A 16,334-nucleotide genomic window follows, 5' to 3' on the forward strand; every position below is an offset into this window, starting at 1 on the left:
GCAGGCTCGGCGGGCAATAGATTCGTCAGTAAAGAGTTAAGAGCGAATGCGCCGCAGATCAGAGATCTTCGGAGCCCAACAGCATCTCGGTGATGCCCATGCCGGCCTTCACCATCGGGAACACGTTCTCGGTGGGGTCGGTGCGGAAGTCCATGAACACCGTGCGGTCCTTGAGCTTGCGCGCTTCACGCAGCGCGGGCTCCACGTCTTGTGGACGCTCGATCAGCATGCCGACGTGCCCATAGGCCTCGGCAAGCTTCACGAAGTTCGGCAATGCATCCATGTAGCTGTGGCTGTAGCGGCCGGAGTATTCGATCTCCTGCCACTGGCGCACCATGCCCAGGTAGCGGTTGTTGAGCGAGCAGATCTTGATCGGCGTGTTGTATTGCAGGCAGGTGGAGAGTTCCTGGATGCACATCTGCACCGAGCCTTCGCCGGTGATGGTGAACACTTCCGAATCGGGCTTCGCGAGCTTGATGCCCATGGCGTAGGGAATGCCCACGCCCATGGTGCCCAGGCCGCCCGAATTGATCCAGCGGCGCGGCTCGTCGAAGCGGTAGTACTGCGCAGCCCACATCTGGTGCTGGCCCACGTCCGACGTGATGTACGCGTCGGCGTCCTTGGTCATGTTCCAGAGGGTCTCGACCACGTACTGCGGCTTGATCACGTCCTTGTTGCCGCGGTCGTACTTGAGACAGTCGCGCGAGCGCCAGGCCTCGATGGTCTTCCACCAGTCGGCCAGCGCGCCTGCGTCGGGCTTGGTGGTGCTCTCGCGGATCATCGAGATCAGTTCGGTGAGCACGTCCTTCACGTCGCCGACGATCGGGATGTCGACCTTCACGCGCTTGGAAATGCTCGACGGGTCGATGTCGACGTGGATGATCTTGCGTTCGTTCGTCGCGAAGTGCTTGGGGTTGCCGATCACGCGGTCGTCGAAGCGCGCACCCACGGCCAGCAGCACGTCGCAGTTCTGCATCGCGTTGTTGGCTTCGATCGTGCCGTGCATGCCCAGCATGCCGAGGAACTTGCGATCGCTCGCCGGATAGGCGCCCAGGCCCATCAGCGTATTGGTGACCGGGTAGCCGAGCATGTCGACCAGCGTGCGCAGTTCGTTGCAGGCGTTGCCCAGCAGCACGCCGCCGCCGGTGTAGATGTACGGGCGCTTGGCGGCCAGCAGCAGTTGCAGCGCCTTGCGGATCTGCCCGCCGTGGCCCTTGCGCACCGGGTTGTACGAGCGCATCTCGACCTTGTCGGGATAGCCGGCGTAGGGCGTCTTCTTGAAGGAAACGTCCTTGGGCACGTCCACCACCACGGGGCCGGGACGGCCGCTGCGTGCGATGTGGAAGGCCTTCTTCATCGTCATGGCCAGATCCTTCGGATCCTTGACGAGGAAGTTGTGCTTGACGATGGGGCGGGTGATGCCGACCGTGTCGCATTCCTGGAAGGCATCGAGGCCGATGGCCGCCGTCGGCACCTGGCCCGAGATGATCACCATCGGGATCGAGTCCATGTACGCCGTGGCGATGCCGGTGACCGCATTGGTCAGGCCGGGGCCCGAAGTGACCAGCGCCACGCCGACTTCACCAGTGGCGCGCGCATAGCCGTCGGCCGCGTGCACTGCGGCCTGCTCGTGGCGCACCAGCACGTGCTGGATGGTGTCCTGCTTGTAGAACGCGTCGTAGATGTAGAGAACCGCGCCGCCGGGGTAGCCCCAGATGTACTGGACGCCTTCGGCCTGCAGTGCCTTGACCAGCACTTCAGCGCCCATGAGTTCTTGCGGTGGGTTGCCGGCGCCAGAGGACGCGGCTGCTGCGGAGATGATCTCCGCCTTCGAGATTTCCATGATCAACCTTTGTGTTTTTTCGGGAACGAAAAACCTTGGGTGCCCCTTGCCAACCCTTGTGGGGTCGCGCCAGGACTTGAGGCCATGGCCATGAGCGGACTGATGTTCCGCCGGACCTTGACCCGTTTGCCTTTTGACTTGCAGGGCGGATTATGACATTACCCGGCGGTTCAGATTCGCTTCAGGTGGCTTGTAAAGGCATCGGGGCATAATCCGCGGCGGAAACCATAAGCGTTCGCTAGACATCCCTTCCCACGCGGCGCGCCTTTGCACGCCCCCTCTCGCTTGGCCACTGAACAAGAACTCTCCGACTTCCTGAAAAGCGTCGAACGACGCGCTTTCAAGCGCTCGGTCTACCACGTGCGGGACGAAGAAGCGGCGCTCGACATCGTGCAGGACAGCATGATGAAGCTGGCGCAGCACTACGGCGACAAGCCGGCCAACGAGCTGCCGATGCTGTTCCAGCGCATCCTGTCGAATTGCACGCTCGACTGGTTCCGCCGACAGAAAACCCGGCGCGCGCTGTTCTCGAACCTGAGCGACTTCGACTCGGTCGACGACGACGGAGATTTCGATCTTCTGGAGAACTTCGTCTCGCCAACCGACTCCAGAGAAACGGAAAGCGCCGAAGACACCACCCGCCGCGCCCAGGTCTTCCACGAGATAGAGGAACAGATCGCCGCATTGCCGGGCCGTCAACGCGAGGCTTTCCTGATGCGTTACTGGGAGGAAATGGACGTCGCAGAGACGGCCGCCGCAATGGGCTGCTCCGAGGGCAGCGTCAAAACCCATTGTTCGCGAGCCGTTCACGCTCTGAGCAAGGCGCTCAAGGCCAAGGGAATATCGCTATGAACACTAAGGTTCCAACCTCTTCTATCGCCGCCGAAGATCAGTTCGGTCAGCGTCTGGCTGCCCGGCTGTCTGCCGGCAACCAGGAGCTGTCGCACGACATCGGCGAGCGGCTGCGCGTTGCGCGCGCGCAGGCCGTGGCCGCGCGCAAGCAGGCGCCGCAGTTGCGGACCGCACCCGAGGTGGTGCAGTCCGGCCGTACGCTCACGCTGGGCGGCGGCTGGTGGACCCGCATCGGATCGGTGGTGCCGCTGATCGCACTCGTGGCCGGTCTCGTCACGATCAGCGTGATGCAGGACGACGACCGCGTCAGCGAACTGGCCGAAGTCGATTCCGCCCTTCTCACCGGCGACCTGCCCCCCGCCGCCTACACCGACCCGGGCTTCGCCCAATTCCTGAAGGCCGACGGCGCCTCCGACTGACCCTCACCGACCGAATGCGACGCCGCTCCAATTCCAGCGCGAACACCCCCCGTCCCTTGCGCCCGCTCACGGCGGGCGCATTCGTTTGGGCGGGTGCGTTTGCCGTCGCAGCCTTCGGCCTGACGCTCGCCTGCGCCCAGCCGCCTTCCGAGACCGGCAAGGCCGGCCAGATGGGCGTTGCGAGTTCCGTGGCGGCCGGCGCCACCAAGACAGTTCCTGCAACCAAGCCGCTCTGGAGCGAACTCACCGCCGAACAGCAGCAGGCCCTCAAGCCCCTGGTCCCGCACTGGACCACGATGAACACCGGGCAAAAACGCAAGTGGCTGGCACTGTCACGAAACTTCGCGAACATGTCGGCGGATGATCAAGTCACCCTGCACAGCCGCATGATCGAGTGGGCCGCCCTGAGCAATCAGCAGCGGGCCCAGGCGCGCTTGAACTTCGCCGAGGTCAAGCGCGTGCCGGCCGACGAGCGCAAGGCCAAATGGGAGCAATACCAGGCCTTGAGCGAGGAAGAAAAGCGCAAGCTCGCCGAGCGCGCCCCGGCCAAGCCGCGCGGTGCGGCCATTCCCGTGCGCCCCGTCTCGTCGCAAAAGCTCGTGCCGGTGCCGGCCGTTACACCGCCTGGCCAGCACACGCCCCGCATCGTGCTCGCGCCCTTGCCGACGCCACCGGCCGCCGCTACGGCCGTTCTGGTGACAACGCCACCGGAACGCGCGACCGCCGCGGCCATCGCGGCAACTCCGACGATGGTGCCTGCGCCTGCCCCCATCAACGTCACCTCGCCGCCAGTGCCCGCCGAGGCGCAAGTCCCGGCGCCCTCGCCGACTCCCACGGCGAGCGAGCAGGCCCCCGCCGCCCCCTGACACCAAGGCTTCGATGGTTTCCAGTTCTCCCGAGGCTTCGGGGCCCGATCAGCCTGTCTTGCCTGACGCACCGACACCCAACGCTCCTGCTTCGACAGTGCCCGGCCTGTGGCGCCGGATGGCCTGCTGGCTCTACGAAGGCATGCTGCTGTTCGCCGTGGCAATGACGGCTGGCTGGCTTTTCAGTGCCCTCAGCCAGATGCGCAATGCCGTGGATGAGACACGCCGTCCGCTGCTGCTGGCCTATCTCTTCGTGGTGTTCGGCATGTATTTCGTCTGGTTCTGGTCCAAGGGCCAGACGCTGGGCATGAAAACCTGGAACATCCGCATCGTGGACCGGCAAGGCCGCCCACTGACGCAATCGCGCGCCTTCCTGCGCTACATCCTGAGCTGGATCTGGCTTCTGCCTCCGCTGGCACTTCATCCCCTGCTGGGCGTGCCGGTGGTCGAAACGATGGTCCTGCTGCTTGGCTGGATCGCCATCTGGGCCGTGCTCGCACGTTTTCACCCCGATCGCCAGTTCTGGCATGACGCCTGGGCCGGTACGCGGCTCATCACCTCCAAGCCCATGAGCCGCCGATGAGTGCCCTGCCCGAGCTTCCCGACCCCGCGGTCAATCCGCAGAAGGCCCGCAAGGGCTTCGAGCGCGTCTTTCATGCCACGCTGATCTCGCTCCACGGGCTTCGCGCCGGCTGGAGCGAGCCCGCCTTCCGGCAGGAAGCGATCCTGTCGATCGTGATGATCCCGGCCGCCTTCTGGCTCGGCCGCAGCTGGGTCGAGGTGGCGCTGCTCGCCGGCAGCGCGATCCTGGTGATGATCGTGGAGCTGCTCAACACCGCCGTGGAGGCCGCCATCGACCGCATCGGCCCCGAATGGCACGACCTCTCCAAGCGCGCCAAGGACATGGGCAGCGCCGCAGTGCTGCTCTCGCTCACCCTGTGCGGCGGCATCTGGGCGGCGGCGTTGTGGACGCGCTTCGTGTCATGAGCGGGCACGCATCCCGAGGCATGATGGCGGGATGAATCCTGAATTTTCGATCTGTGTGTATTGCGGCTCGCGCCCCGGCGAGCGTCCCGAGTTTTCCGAGGCCGCCAAGGCTGTCGGCCAATGGATCGGCCAGCATGGTGGCCAGCTGGTCTACGGCGGCGGCCGCACCGGCCTGATGGGCACGGTGGCCGAAGCCACCCGCCTGGCCGGCGGCCGCGTCGTCGGCATCATCCCCAAGGCCCTGGTCGACAAGGAACTGGCCAACCCCCTCTGCGACGAACTGCACGTGGTGGACACCATGCACGAGCGCAAAGCCATGATGGGCGAGCGCGCCGACGCCTTCATCGCCCTGCCGGGCGGCATCGGCACCTTCGAGGAACTGTTCGAGATCTGGACCTGGCGCCAGCTCGGCTACCACGACAAGCCGACCGGCATCCTCAACACCGCCGGCTACTACGACAAGCTGCTCGACTTTCTCACCCACAGCGTGCGCGAGGGCTTCATGGGCGACTGGCAGATGCAGCTGATCCGCACCGGCACAGACGCCACCGAACTGCTCACTACGCTGCGCGCCGAGGTGCCGCTCCATCCGCGCGAAGACAGGCTGTCGGAAAACCTCTGACGCCCGTCTCGAAAGAAAAAGCCCCGGTCAACGGGGCTTTTTTGCTTCAGACGGCGTTTTCGTTTTCTTCACCCGTACGGATGCGCACGATGCGCTCCACGGCGGTGACGAAGATCTTGCCGTCGCCGATCTTCCCGGTGCGCGCCGAATTGACGATGGCCTCGATGCAGCGCTCCACGTCGCCCTCGTTGACGACCACTTCGACCTTCATCTTGGGCAGGAAGTCGACCACGTATTCGGCGCCGCGGTAGAGCTCGGTGTGGCCCTTCTGGCGGCCGAAGCCCTTGACTTCGGTGACGGTCAGGCCGGTGACGCCCACTTCGGCCAAGGCCTCGCGCACGTCCTCGAGCTTGAAAGGTTTGACGATGGCGGTGATCTGCTTCATGGTTTTCGTGCTCCGGCGGTTTCGTTGAATTTGCTGGTGATAGGGTAACGCCAATCCTTGCCGAAGCTGCGGTGGGTGACCCGGATTCCTACCGGCGCCTGGCGCCGCTTGTATTCATTGATCTTGATGAGCCGCGCAACCCGCTCGACCACCGCGCGTTCGTAGCCCGCGGCAATGATCTCGTCGATGCCCTCGTCGTCCTGCATGTAGCGTGCCAGGATTCCGTCGAGGATGTCGTAGGGCGGCAGGCTGTCCTGGTCGGTCTGGTCTGGCCGAAGTTCCGCGCTGGGGGGGCGCGTGATGATCCGCTCGGGGATCGGTTCCGTGCCGGTGCCATACGGGTCGTGGGCGTTGCGCCAGCGCGCGAGCGCAAATACCGTGGTCTTGAGCAGGTCCTTGATGACCGCGAAACCGCCCGCCATGTCGCCGTAGAGCGTGCAATAACCGGTGGCCATTTCGCTCTTGTTGCCAGTGGTGAGCACGATCGAGCCGAACTTGTTCGACAGGGCCATCAGCAGCGTGCCGCGGATGCGGGCCTGGATGTTTTCCTCGGTCGTGTCTTCGGGACGGCCCTTGAATTCCTCGGCCAAGGCGCCCTTGAAGGATTCGAAGGTGTGCTTGATCGAAATCTCGTCGTAGCGCACGCCGAGGCGGCTTGCCATCTCTCGCGCATCGATCCAGCTGATGTCGGCGGTGTAAGGTGAAGGCATCATCACCGCGCGTACCTTGTCCTTGCCGAGTGCATCGACCGCGATGGCGAGCACCAATGCGGAGTCAATGCCGCCAGAGAGCCCCAGGATGGCGCTCGGGAAGCCGTTCTTGCCGATGTAGTCGCGTACGCCGAGCACCAGGGCGTCCCATAGCTGAGCTTCGGCGTCGCGCGGGGCCGCTACCGCACCGGGCTCCGCCACGAAGCCGACGCTACCTTGAGGTGTGCGCTCCAACTGCGCAAAGACCAATTTCTCCTGGAAGCTCTCGGCCTGCATGGCGAGCGCGCCGTCAGCCTGCAGCGCGAACGAAGCACCGTCGAACACCACTTCGTCCTGCCCGCCGACCAGATGTGCGTAAACCAGCGGCAACCCCACCGCGCGTGCACGATCGGCCATGCGCGCAACGCGCTCGCCCTCCTTGCCCACGTGGTAGGGCGACGCGTTGATCACGGCGAGCACCTCGGCGCCGGCCTCGCGGGCCAGCTCGGCTGGCTGGTCGAACCACGCGTCCTCGCAGATCAGCAGCCCGACGGAAACCCCGCCCGCCTCGAACACGCAAGTGCCCTGCCCCGGCGTGAAATAGCGGCGCTCGTCGAACACCTGGTAGTTCGGCAGCTCGCGCTTGGCGTAGGTCTCGAGAATGCGGCCTTCCTTGATGACACTGGCCGCGTTGTGGCGCATCTGCACTGCCACGGAGCGGCTGCGCAGGCTCCCGCCGGTCGGATGCCCCACCACCACGACCATGTCTTTGAGGTCGGCCAGCGCGGCGGCAATGCCTTTCACGGCATCATCACAGGCTTCGGTGAAGGCGGGACGGAGGAAGAGGTCCTCCGCTGCATAGCCGGCAATCGAGAGTTCGGGCGTCAGGAGCAGGCGCGCGCCTTGCGCATGGGCGTCGCGTGCGGCATCGACGATCTTTCTTGCGTTGCCGGCGAGGTCGCCCACCACAAAATTGAGTTGCGCGATGGCGAGCTTGAGCGTCATACAGAAGGAAGAAAAAGGCTTGAACGATTATGTCATTCGGGTTCTGGCGTCACCGTCGGATGTGAGCCCGAAAGCCTGGAACGCGCTGCTCGCAGCGCAGGCCGAGCCCTCGCCTTTCATGCGCCACGAATACCTCGCGGCACTGCACGAGAGCGGCAGCGCATCGCCCGCGAGCGGATGGACAGCGCAGTTCATCACGCTGTGGCGCGGCAAGCAGCTCGAAGCCGCCTGCCCGGTCTACATCAAGGACCATTCGTACGGCGAATACGTCTTCGACTGGGCCTGGGCCAATGCGTATGAGCAGCACGGGCTCGCCTACTACCCCAAGGCCGTGGTCGCGGTGCCGTTCACGCCGGTGCCGGGCACACGCCTGTTGGCGCGCGATGCGCAAAGCCTCACGCTGCTGGTGCAGGCGCTGGTCGCGTGGTGCAAGCAGGAAGAGCTTTCCTCCCTGCACCTGCTGTTCGGTGCAGAGGACGACATCATTGCGTGCACTGAAGCCGGGCTGATGCTCCGCAACACGGTGCAGTTCCATTGGACGAATGCCGGCTATCCAGACTTCGACACCTTCCTCACCAGCCTCGCGCACGACAAGCGCAAGAAGATCCGTCAGGAGCGCCGCAAAGTCGCCGACGCCGGCGTGAGCTTCCGCTGGTCGCGCGGCAAGGACATCTCGAAGGCCGACTGGGATTTCTTCTATCGCTGCTACGAGCGCACCTACCGCGAGCACGGCAACCCGCCCTACCTCACGCGCGACTTCTTCCAGCGCATGGCCGACACCCTGCCCGAGGCCTGGCTGCTGTTCGTCGCCGAGCGCGACGGCAAGCCCATGGCGACCAGCCTGATCGCGGTCTCCACGCAGCCGGACGAACCGCTCGTCGCCTACGGCCGCTACTGGGGCGCGCTGGAGCGCGTCGACTGCCTGCACTTCGAGGCCTGCTACTACCAGCCCCTTGCCTGGTGCATCGAACACGGCGCCCGGCGCTTCGAGGGCGGCGCGCAGGGCGAGCACAAGATGGCACGCGCGCTGATGCCGGTGAAGACCACGAGCGCCCACTGGCTCGCGCACCCGGCGTTCTCCGATGCGGTCGAGCGCTTTCTCGAGCGCGAGGGTGCCGGCATCGAGAACTACATGGACCACCTGGGCGAGCGCAGCCCTTTCAAGGCCGCCTGATCGGGCCTCCGTGTTGCCTCCCGGGACTGCTATAAACGCGCCCAATATCAAACAACAGGAGGGATTCTCGATGCCATTCGTCGGACTGGGGCTGCACGTCCTCATTGCACTGTTCTTCGCCGTACATGCCATGCGCCATGGCAAGCAGATGTACTGGCTCATCATCCTTTTCAGCTTCCCCTTGCTGGGCAGCGTCGTGTACTTCGTGGTCGAGTACCTGCCCGCCTCGCGCATGCAGCGCACCGCGGGCAAGGTGGCGAATGCGGCCATCGGCTTCATCGACCCCGAGCGCGAGTACCGAGCAGCCAGCGAGGCCTACGACCTCGCGCCCACGGCCCAGAACAAGCTGCGCCTCGCGAAGGCCGCGCTCGACAAGGGGGAGGCGGCCGATGCGGTCGGACACTACCGCGACGCCCTGAAGGGCCCGCTCTCCTCCGACCCCGAACTGCAATTCGGCCTGGCCAGCGCGTTGCTCGCCGCAGGCGGTCCGGCTTCGGGCCGCGAGGCACTGCAAGCGCTCCAGGCCCTGCGTGCCTCGCGCGACGATTACCGCCGGGACGAGGTGGCCGTGCTGGCTGCCCGCGCCCTCGCCGCCGACGGGCGCCAGGCGGAAGCACACGAGGCCTTCGAGGCCGCGCTGAGCCAATACAACACCGTCGAGGCGCGTGCCCGGTACATCGCCTGGCTGGCGCAACAAGGCGATGCCACCGGTGCGCAGCGCCACTGGAACGAACTCCAGCAGGCCGCTCGCCACTGGAATTCGCACGCGCGCTCTGTCAATCGCGAGTGGATGCGGCTGGCCGAGGGCGCCACGCGGACCTGATCGACCGAACCAAAGAAAAAAGGGAGTACCAGCAATGAAGATCACCAAATCCAGGCGCCGCCGCCTGGTCGCTGCCGCATGTGCAGCACTGGCCTGGGGCCATGGGAGCGCTCTGGCCGAGCAGGGCCCGGAGCCCGGCACGCCTCGCATCGCGAGCACCTCGACCGAGGGAGGCCTGTCCAGAATACCCACGCCGTTGGGAACGGCCGAACTCGACTATCCCGACATTGCCAAGCGGGCAGGCGTGGGAGGTCGGGTGACCGTCGCTGTGTTCGTCGACGAAAACGGCCGCCCCCTCAAGACGAGAATCGCTTCGCGCGAGCCCATGTTTCTGGACATCTTCGACGACGTCTCGCGCCGTGCGGCCATGGGGGTCCGCTATTCGCCTGGCCTGGATGAAAACGGAAAGCCGGCCGCGATGTGGGTCAGGCAGCCGTTCAGCTACGTGCTCACAGGCGAGACACCGGCCCGCTGCACGGTGAACACGACAGAGCATTACCCGGAGAAAGCCCGTGCAGCGGGAATCGAGGCTGTGGTTGGCGTCTTCGTGAATCTGGACGCAAACGGGTGGCCCGCCAGGAGCGGAATGGCCGTGGTTGGCCGGATTCCGACCAACGCGACCCTGTTCGATGAGCCGGCAAAGGCAGCCCTGCTGAAAATCCGCTGCCAGCCTGCAAATCGGGGCGGCCTGAATGTTCCAAGCGTCGCCGTGGTCGATATCACCTTCACGCCTCCCGTGGACAATCTGCCCGGAACCCTGAAGCAGGATTGATGCGCCAATCTGCGCCTGCCCCGCGAAAGGCATAGTCGTCCTCGCCTTTCGTCGGATCGACAACCCTCAGTGCTTCCAGCAGCATTCGACCGGACAGCAACACCAGCCGAAGGACGAACGCATGCGGATCAGCCAAGCCCTCGCGCAACTCACCCTGAGTGTCTTCATGATGGCCGGCCTCTCGGTCGCAAGCGCCGCGAGCTTCGACTGCACCAAGGCCGGCAACGCCACCGAGAAAGCCATCTGCGCTGACCCGGGCCTGTCGCGGCAGGACGAAGCCCTGGCCGCGCTCTACCAACGCCAGCTCGAGATGCCCGATACGGGCCAATGGGGAACGATCCTGCGGCGCGACCAGCGTGATTGGATCGCGGTGCGCAACCGCGAATGCAAGGGCAACATCGATTGCCTGAAGCAGGACTACCAGCGCCGCATCACTTACCTCAGCCATCCGCTGCTGCAATGGATGGGCCGCTACGTGCAGGGCAAGTGCCCGCACGAGGGCCGCTTCCTCGACGTCACGCCCGGCGACGGCGGGCAACTCGATGTGGAGATCTACATCTGCCCCAACCCGCGCGGCAACATGCTGCTGCAGGGCAGGAACGAGCTCGAAGCCGGGCAGCGCCTGAGAGTGGCGGAAGGCGGGCGTTGCACCCGCACCTTCCAGTTCGCCGCCGACCACATCACAGTCGCCGACGGGCCCGAATGCGCACCGGCACTGAAAGGCGTCTATGTGCGCGACCCGCGCCGCTCTCCGTTCGAGCTCGAGGGCGCGAAGTGAATGACCTGGACTACTTCTTGTACGCGGCGATGCCGTCGACGACTTCCTTCTTGGCCGCGTCGATGCCTTCCCAGCCCAGCACCTTAACCCACTTGCCGGCTTCCAGGTCCTTGTAGTGCTCGAAGAAGTGGCTGATGGCCTTCAGGCGCATCGGGTTCACGTCGTCGACCGACTTCCAGTGGCTGTAGATCGGCAGCACCTTGTCGGTGGGCACGGCCAGCACCTTGCCGTCGACGCCGGCTTCGTCTTCCATCATCAGGATGCCCAGGGGGCGGCAGGGCACGACCACGCCCGGCAGCAGCGGGTACGGAGCGATCACCAGCACGTCGACCGGGTCGCCGTCGCCCGACAGGGTCTGCGGCACGTAGCCGTAGTTGGCGGGGTAGTACATGGCCGTCGTCATGAAGCGGTCAACGAAGATCGCGCCCGATTCCTTGTCGACTTCGTACTTGATCGGGTCGGCGTTCATCGGGATTTCGATCACGACGTTGAAGGCGTCGGGGACGTTCTTGCCGGGGGAGACTTTGTCGAAGGACATGACGTTTTTCGAGTAGTTGAAAAGTATTGGGGAGACGGGGACAAACCCTGAGTTTACTTTCCGTGTCACCGCGCGGTCGCACACGCCTTCGTTTTTGCCTGTAAATTGCACCCGTTGGCCAATCGGCTCCTCACCTTTTCGGTGCAGCGAGCTTCGAGGAAGCAACGCGACGGAAAACCTGGGTCCCGTACGCGTTGCGCGCAGGATCCATGCTGTCCGTCTCCACAAGTCACAACGAACGAATGGAGAAGCAAAGCATGATCGGCAACACCCCCCTGATACTCGCCATCGTCTGCGGCCTCGTGGCCGTCGGCTACGGTTTCTGGGCCCGAAGTTGGATTCTCGCCAAGGACCCGGGCAACGCCCGGATGCAGGAAATCGCCGCCGCCATCCAGGCCGGCGCCTCGGCCTACCTTGCCAAGCAGTACACCACCATCGCGGTGGTCGGCGTGATCCTGGCGGTGCTCATCGCCCTCTTCCTCGACCTGACCACGGCCGTCGGCTTCGTGGTCGGCGCGGTGCTCTCGGGCGCCTGCGGCTTCATCGGCATGAACGTGTCGGTGCGCGCCAACGTGCGCACGGCGCAAGCGGCCACCAAGGGCATCGGCCCGGCGCTGGACGTGGCGTTCCGCGGCGGCGCCATCACCGGCATGCTGGTGGTCGGGCTGGGCCTCCTGGGTGTTACCGGCTTTTACTGGTTCCTCGCCGGCAGCGCGCCCAAGTCGGACCACACCCTGGCCGCCATCCTCAATCCGCTGATCGGCTTTGCCTTCGGCTCCTCGCTGATCTCGATCTTCGCGCGGCTGGGCGGCGGCATCTTCACCAAGGGCGCCGACGTCGGCGCCGACTTGGTGGGCAAGGTCGAGGCCGGCATTCCGGAAGACGACCCGCGCAACCCGGCAGTGATCGCCGACAACGTGGGCGACAACGTCGGCGACTGCGCCGGCATGGCGGCCGACCTGTTCGAGACCTACGCGGTGACGCTGATCGCCACCATGGTGCTCGGCGCGTTGATGGTCACCACGGCGCCCGGCAACGCGGTGCTGTATCCGCTCGCGCTCGGCGGCGTATCGATCATCGCGTCGATCATCGGCTGCTTCTTCGTGAAGGCGTCGCCCGGCATGGTCAACGTGATGCCGGCGCTCTACAAGGGCCTGGCGGTCGCGGGCATCCTGTCTCTGATCGCGTTCTGGTTCGTCACGGCCTGGATCATTCCGGACAACGCCATCGCCGCGAGCGGCAGCCAGCTCAAGCTCTTCGGCGCCTGCTTCGTGGGCCTGGCGCTCACCGCGGCGCTGGTGTGGGTCACCGAGTACTACACGGGCACGCAGTACAAGCCGGTGCAGCACATCGCGCAGGCCTCGACCACGGGCCACGGCACGAACATCATCGCGGGCCTGGGCGTCTCGATGCGCTCCACCGCCTGGCCGGTGATCTTCGTGTGCATCGCGATCCTGGCCTCGTACTCGCTGGCCGGCCTGTTCGGCATCGCGGTCGCCGCAACGTCCATGCTGAGCATGGCGGGCATCGTGGTCGCGCTCGACGCCTACGGCCCCATCACCGACAACGCCGGCGGCATCGCCGAGATGAGCGAGCTGCCCGACAGCGTGCGCGCCGTGACCGACCCGCTCGACGCGGTCGGCAACACGACCAAGGCCGTGACCAAGGGCTACGCCATCGGCTCGGCCGGCCTCGCCTCGCTGGTGCTCTTTGCCGACTACACCCACAAGCTGGAGAGCTTCGGGCTGAACATCAGCTTCAACCTGAGCGACCCGATGGTGATCGTCGGCCTGTTCATCGGCGGGCTGATTCCCTACCTGTTCGGCGCGATGGCGATGGAAGCCGTGGGCCGCGCAGCCGGTGCGGTGGTCGAGGAAGTGCGTCGCCAGTTCCGCGAGATCCCCGGGATCATGGAAGGCACCGGCAAGCCCGAGTACGGCAAGGCCGTAGGCATGCTGACCGGCGCGGCCATCAAGGAAATGATGATCCCCTCGCTGCTGCCGGTGGTGGTGCCGATCGTCGTGGGCCTCGTGCTCGGACCGAAGGCGCTGGGCGGCCTGCTGATGGGCACGATCGTCACGGGCCTGTTCGTCGCCATCTCGATGTGCACGGGCGGCGGCGCCTGGGACAACGCCAAGAAATACATCGAAGACGGCCACCACGGCGGCAAGGGCTCCGAGGCGCACAAGGCGGCCGTCACCGGCGACACCGTGGGCGATCCCTACAAAGACACCGCCGGTCCGGCCGTGAACCCACTGATCAAGATCATCAACATCGTGGCGCTGCTCATCGTGCCGCTGGTGGTGAAGTTCCATGCCGGCGATGCGGCGGCGATGGCGCCGGCCAAGGTCGAGACGCCGACCGCCGTGACGGCGCCTGCGGCCACGGCACCGGCCACGCCAGGCGCTGCCGTTGCCTCGGGTGCGGTTTCCGCGGTCGAAGCTGCCGCGGTGAAGGTCGAGAACGGCGTCGTGAAGTTCTACTTCGCGAGCGCCAGTTCCGAAGTCGCCCCCAATGCCAAGGAAGCGCTGGCCGATGTCATCAAGGCCGTGCAGAGCGGCAGCACCGTGCTCGTGAGCGGCTACCACGATGCGAGCGGCGACCCGGCCAAGAACGCCGAGCTGGCCAAGCAGCGCGCCATGGCCGTGAGCGATGCGCTCAAGGCCGCGGGCGCGCCCGAAGACAAGATCGAGCTGGCCAAGCCCGAGCAGTCGCAGGCCGACGGACCGCCTTCGGAGGCGCGCCGCGTCGAAGTGAAAGTGAAGTCCTGAACATGCCCACGCCCGCACGGCTCGAAGCCTTCATCGCCGCCGTGGAGGGCGGCGCGCATGCCAAGGCCATCGAGGACTACTACACCGAAGACGCCACCATGCGCGAGAACCAGGCCGAGCCGCGGCGGGGCCGCAGCACGCTGGTGGCGCAGGAAAGCGCCGTGCTCGACCGTACCGAATCGGTGGTGTCCACCTGCGTGCGGCCGGTGCTGGTGAACGGCGACCACGTGGCCATCCACTGGATCTTCGAGTTCACCTTCAAGGGAGGCACCCGGATGCGCATGGAAGAAATCGCCTGGCAGCGCTGGGACGGCGAACGCATCGCCGAAGAGCAGTTCTTCTACGACCCGGCGCAGAGAAAGCCGGGCTGAACACAACGGCAAGGTGCTGAGCCCACGCCGCCCCTTTCGATTGGTGCTGCTGGCGCTGCCCGCGCTGGCGCTGGGCGCGACAGCCGTCGCCCAAAACCGTGCGGACGCCCTGCCCCTGAGCTTCGAGGCAGCGCGCGCCCGCATGGTCGAACGCTCCGACAAGCTGGCCGCGGCGCGCTCGGCCGTCGAATCGAAAGAGCTGCAGAGCGAAGGCCTGAAGCGCCTGGGCGGCCCGGTAGTGAGCGTCTCGGGGCTGGCCTATGCGTACAACGCCAACCTGAACCTGGACCTCGATCCGCTCAACCAGAAGCTCGGGCAGATCGGCCAATCGCTGCCGCCGTCGATCCAGAGCTTCATCTCGCGCGTGCCGATTCCGCAGTTGCCCAACAGCTACACGCTCAACCGGCACGACACGGGCACCAACACCTCGATCTCGGCGGTCTGGCCGATCTACCTGGGCGGTGCGACCGATGCGGTGCGCGGCTTCGTCTCGGCGCAAACGCGCGAAGCGCAGGCCGATGCCGAGCAGGCCGGCCACGAGGTCGACACGCTGCTGGTGCAGCGCTACTTCGGCGCCCAGCTCGCGCAGCGCGCGGCCACGCTGCGCGCGCAGGCCGAACGCACGATTGCCCAACATGACGCGGCCGCGCAGAAGATGCTCGCGGCCGGCGTGATCTCGCGCGTCGAGCGGCTGCAAGCGAGTGCCGCCTACGAGGAAGCCCGGCGCAACGCGCGCAAGGCCGAAGACGATGCAGCGCTGGCGGCCGTCGCCCTCGCCCGCACGGTGCGCGCCGACGGCACCGTGACGCCGCAGACGCCGCTCTTTCTCATCAGCACGCCGATCGAGCCGCTCAACTACTTCATCGATTCGGCGCTCACCCGGCATCCGGGCCTCGGCAAGGTCGCGGCCAAGAAATCGCAGGCCGAGCAGTTGCACGAAGGCGAAGAGGCGCTGCGCCGTCCGCAGGTCATCGCCTTCGGCACGCGGCAACTCAAGAGCGGCAATGCCGACTGGGTGGCGGGCCTCGGCGTGCGCTGGACGCTGTATGACTCGGTCGACCGCGACGCGCTCTCGGCCTCTTCGCAAAAGCAGGTCGAACAGGCCGAGCACACCGATGCACAGGCGCGCAGCGACATCTCGCTGCTGGTCGAGCGCAACTGGCGCGCGCTGGAAAACGCCCGCCGCCAGTACCTCGACATGAAGGTTTCGGTCGAACTCTCGGAAGAAGTGGTGAGGCTGCGCGTGGCGGGCCTGCGTGAAGGCACGAGCACCACGCTCGACCTGATCGACGCCGAGACCAACCGCGCCAAGGTGCTGACCGAACGCGCGCAGGCCGCCAACGAATACGTGCAGGCGCTCGCGCAGTTGCTCGAGAGCGCGGGCCTCTCCGAGAAGTTTTCCGAGTACATCGCGCGTGCCGACGTGAAGGTGAATTGAC

Annotated in this window: 17 protein-coding genes; 13 read left to right on the plus strand and 4 right to left on the minus strand. The window is 65.8% G+C overall.

Annotation, left to right across the window (positions count from 1 at the left end; translation table 11 throughout):
* Nucleotides 1-58: 58 nt before the first annotated feature.
* Nucleotides 59-1,843 carry an acetolactate synthase 3 catalytic subunit gene (locus GNX71_RS19020; RefSeq protein ID WP_206173765.1) on the minus strand — a complete coding sequence of 595 codons (1,785 nt, stop codon included), beginning with the start codon at nucleotides 1,841-1,843 and terminating at the stop codon, nucleotides 59-61.
* Nucleotides 1,844-2,128: 285 nt separating this feature from the next.
* Here GNX71_RS19020 and GNX71_RS19025 point away from each other — a divergent pair, with 285 nt between their 5' ends.
* From GNX71_RS19025 to GNX71_RS19050, 6 genes are read left to right on the plus strand one after another with little or no spacing between them, the layout of a single operon-like run.
* Nucleotides 2,129-2,695, plus strand: coding sequence for an RNA polymerase sigma factor (locus GNX71_RS19025; RefSeq protein ID WP_013540981.1), 567 nt, complete (start codon nucleotides 2,129-2,131; stop codon nucleotides 2,693-2,695).
* Nucleotides 2,692-3,114 carry a DUF3619 family protein gene (locus GNX71_RS19030; protein WP_206173766.1) on the plus strand — a complete coding sequence of 141 codons (423 nt, stop codon included), beginning with the start codon at nucleotides 2,692-2,694 and terminating at the stop codon, nucleotides 3,112-3,114. Before GNX71_RS19025 ends, GNX71_RS19030 begins: the two co-directional genes overlap by 4 nt.
* Before the next feature lie 14 nt (nucleotides 3,115-3,128).
* Nucleotides 3,129-3,980 (plus strand): DUF3106 domain-containing protein, encoded by an 852-nt coding sequence (locus GNX71_RS19035; RefSeq protein ID WP_206173767.1) that lies wholly within the window; start codon nucleotides 3,129-3,131, stop codon nucleotides 3,978-3,980.
* A gap of 13 nt (nucleotides 3,981-3,993) precedes the next feature.
* Nucleotides 3,994-4,563, plus strand: a complete 570-nt coding sequence (locus tag GNX71_RS19040; protein ID WP_206173768.1) for an RDD family protein — start codon at nucleotides 3,994-3,996, stop codon at nucleotides 4,561-4,563.
* The gene (locus tag GNX71_RS19045) at nucleotides 4,560-4,967 is read left to right on the plus strand and encodes a diacylglycerol kinase (protein ID WP_206173769.1); all 408 of its coding nucleotides are present in this window, start codon (nucleotides 4,560-4,562) and stop codon (nucleotides 4,965-4,967) included. The genes GNX71_RS19040 and GNX71_RS19045 overlap by 4 nt, the downstream gene beginning before the upstream one ends.
* A gap of 31 nt (nucleotides 4,968-4,998) precedes the next feature.
* The gene (locus tag GNX71_RS19050; protein ID WP_206173770.1) at nucleotides 4,999-5,589 is read left to right on the plus strand and encodes a TIGR00730 family Rossman fold protein; all 591 of its coding nucleotides are present in this window, start codon (nucleotides 4,999-5,001) and stop codon (nucleotides 5,587-5,589) included.
* 46 nt (nucleotides 5,590-5,635) lie between these two features.
* Here the strand turns inward: GNX71_RS19050 and GNX71_RS19055 are convergent, their stop codons facing one another.
* Nucleotides 5,636-5,974 carry a P-II family nitrogen regulator gene (locus tag GNX71_RS19055; RefSeq protein ID WP_013540975.1) on the minus strand — a complete coding sequence of 113 codons (339 nt, stop codon included), beginning with the start codon at nucleotides 5,972-5,974 and terminating at the stop codon, nucleotides 5,636-5,638.
* A complete protein-coding gene (locus tag GNX71_RS19060; RefSeq protein ID WP_206173771.1) occupies nucleotides 5,971-7,668 on the minus strand; it encodes an NAD+ synthase in 1,698 nt (565 codons plus the stop codon). Before GNX71_RS19060 ends, GNX71_RS19055 begins: the two co-directional genes overlap by 4 nt.
* A 19-nt stretch (nucleotides 7,669-7,687) precedes the next feature.
* Between GNX71_RS19060 and GNX71_RS19065 the strand changes: the two genes are divergently transcribed.
* The 4 genes from GNX71_RS19065 to GNX71_RS19080 all read left to right on the plus strand — a co-directional run bounded on the left by GNX71_RS19065 (nucleotide 7,688) and on the right by GNX71_RS19080 (nucleotide 11,215).
* Nucleotides 7,688-8,842 carry a GNAT family N-acetyltransferase gene (locus GNX71_RS19065; RefSeq protein WP_206173772.1) on the plus strand — a complete coding sequence of 385 codons (1,155 nt, stop codon included), beginning with the start codon at nucleotides 7,688-7,690 and terminating at the stop codon, nucleotides 8,840-8,842.
* Nucleotides 8,843-8,912: 70 nt separating this feature from the next.
* On the plus strand, nucleotides 8,913-9,665 hold the full coding sequence (locus tag GNX71_RS19070) for a hypothetical protein (RefSeq protein WP_206173773.1): 753 nt from the start codon (nucleotides 8,913-8,915) through the stop codon (nucleotides 9,663-9,665).
* A 34-nt stretch (nucleotides 9,666-9,699) separates the two neighbouring features.
* On the plus strand, nucleotides 9,700-10,437 hold the full coding sequence (locus GNX71_RS19075) for a TonB family protein (RefSeq protein ID WP_206173774.1): 738 nt from the start codon (nucleotides 9,700-9,702) through the stop codon (nucleotides 10,435-10,437).
* A gap of 121 nt (nucleotides 10,438-10,558) precedes the next feature.
* On the plus strand, nucleotides 10,559-11,215 hold the full coding sequence (locus tag GNX71_RS19080; protein WP_206173775.1) for a lysozyme inhibitor LprI family protein: 657 nt from the start codon (nucleotides 10,559-10,561) through the stop codon (nucleotides 11,213-11,215).
* A 10-nt stretch (nucleotides 11,216-11,225) separates the two neighbouring features.
* On the opposite strand, the gene ppa is transcribed toward GNX71_RS19080, so the two are convergent.
* Nucleotides 11,226-11,753, minus strand: coding sequence for an inorganic diphosphatase (ppa, locus tag GNX71_RS19085; protein ID WP_042576736.1), 528 nt, complete (start codon nucleotides 11,751-11,753; stop codon nucleotides 11,226-11,228).
* A gap of 257 nt (nucleotides 11,754-12,010) precedes the next feature.
* Between ppa and GNX71_RS19090 the strand changes: the two genes are divergently transcribed.
* The 3 genes from GNX71_RS19090 to GNX71_RS19100 are packed head-to-tail and all read left to right on the plus strand — an operon-like array spanning nucleotide 12,011 to nucleotide 16,333.
* Nucleotides 12,011-14,524, plus strand: coding sequence for a sodium-translocating pyrophosphatase (locus GNX71_RS19090; RefSeq protein WP_206173776.1), 2,514 nt, complete (start codon nucleotides 12,011-12,013; stop codon nucleotides 14,522-14,524).
* Nucleotides 14,525-14,526: 2 nt separating this feature from the next.
* A complete protein-coding gene (locus GNX71_RS19095) occupies nucleotides 14,527-14,895 on the plus strand; it encodes a nuclear transport factor 2 family protein (RefSeq protein ID WP_206173777.1) in 369 nt (122 codons plus the stop codon).
* 13 nt (nucleotides 14,896-14,908) lie between these two features.
* Complete coding sequence (locus GNX71_RS19100) at nucleotides 14,909-16,333, plus strand: TolC family protein (RefSeq protein ID WP_206173778.1); 1,425 nt, start codon at nucleotides 14,909-14,911, stop codon at nucleotides 16,331-16,333.
* Nucleotide 16,334: the final 1 nt, after the last annotated feature.

This window comes from Variovorax sp. RKNM96 (genome assembly GCF_017161115.1).
Taxonomy (GTDB): domain Bacteria; phylum Pseudomonadota; class Gammaproteobacteria; order Burkholderiales; family Burkholderiaceae_C; genus Variovorax.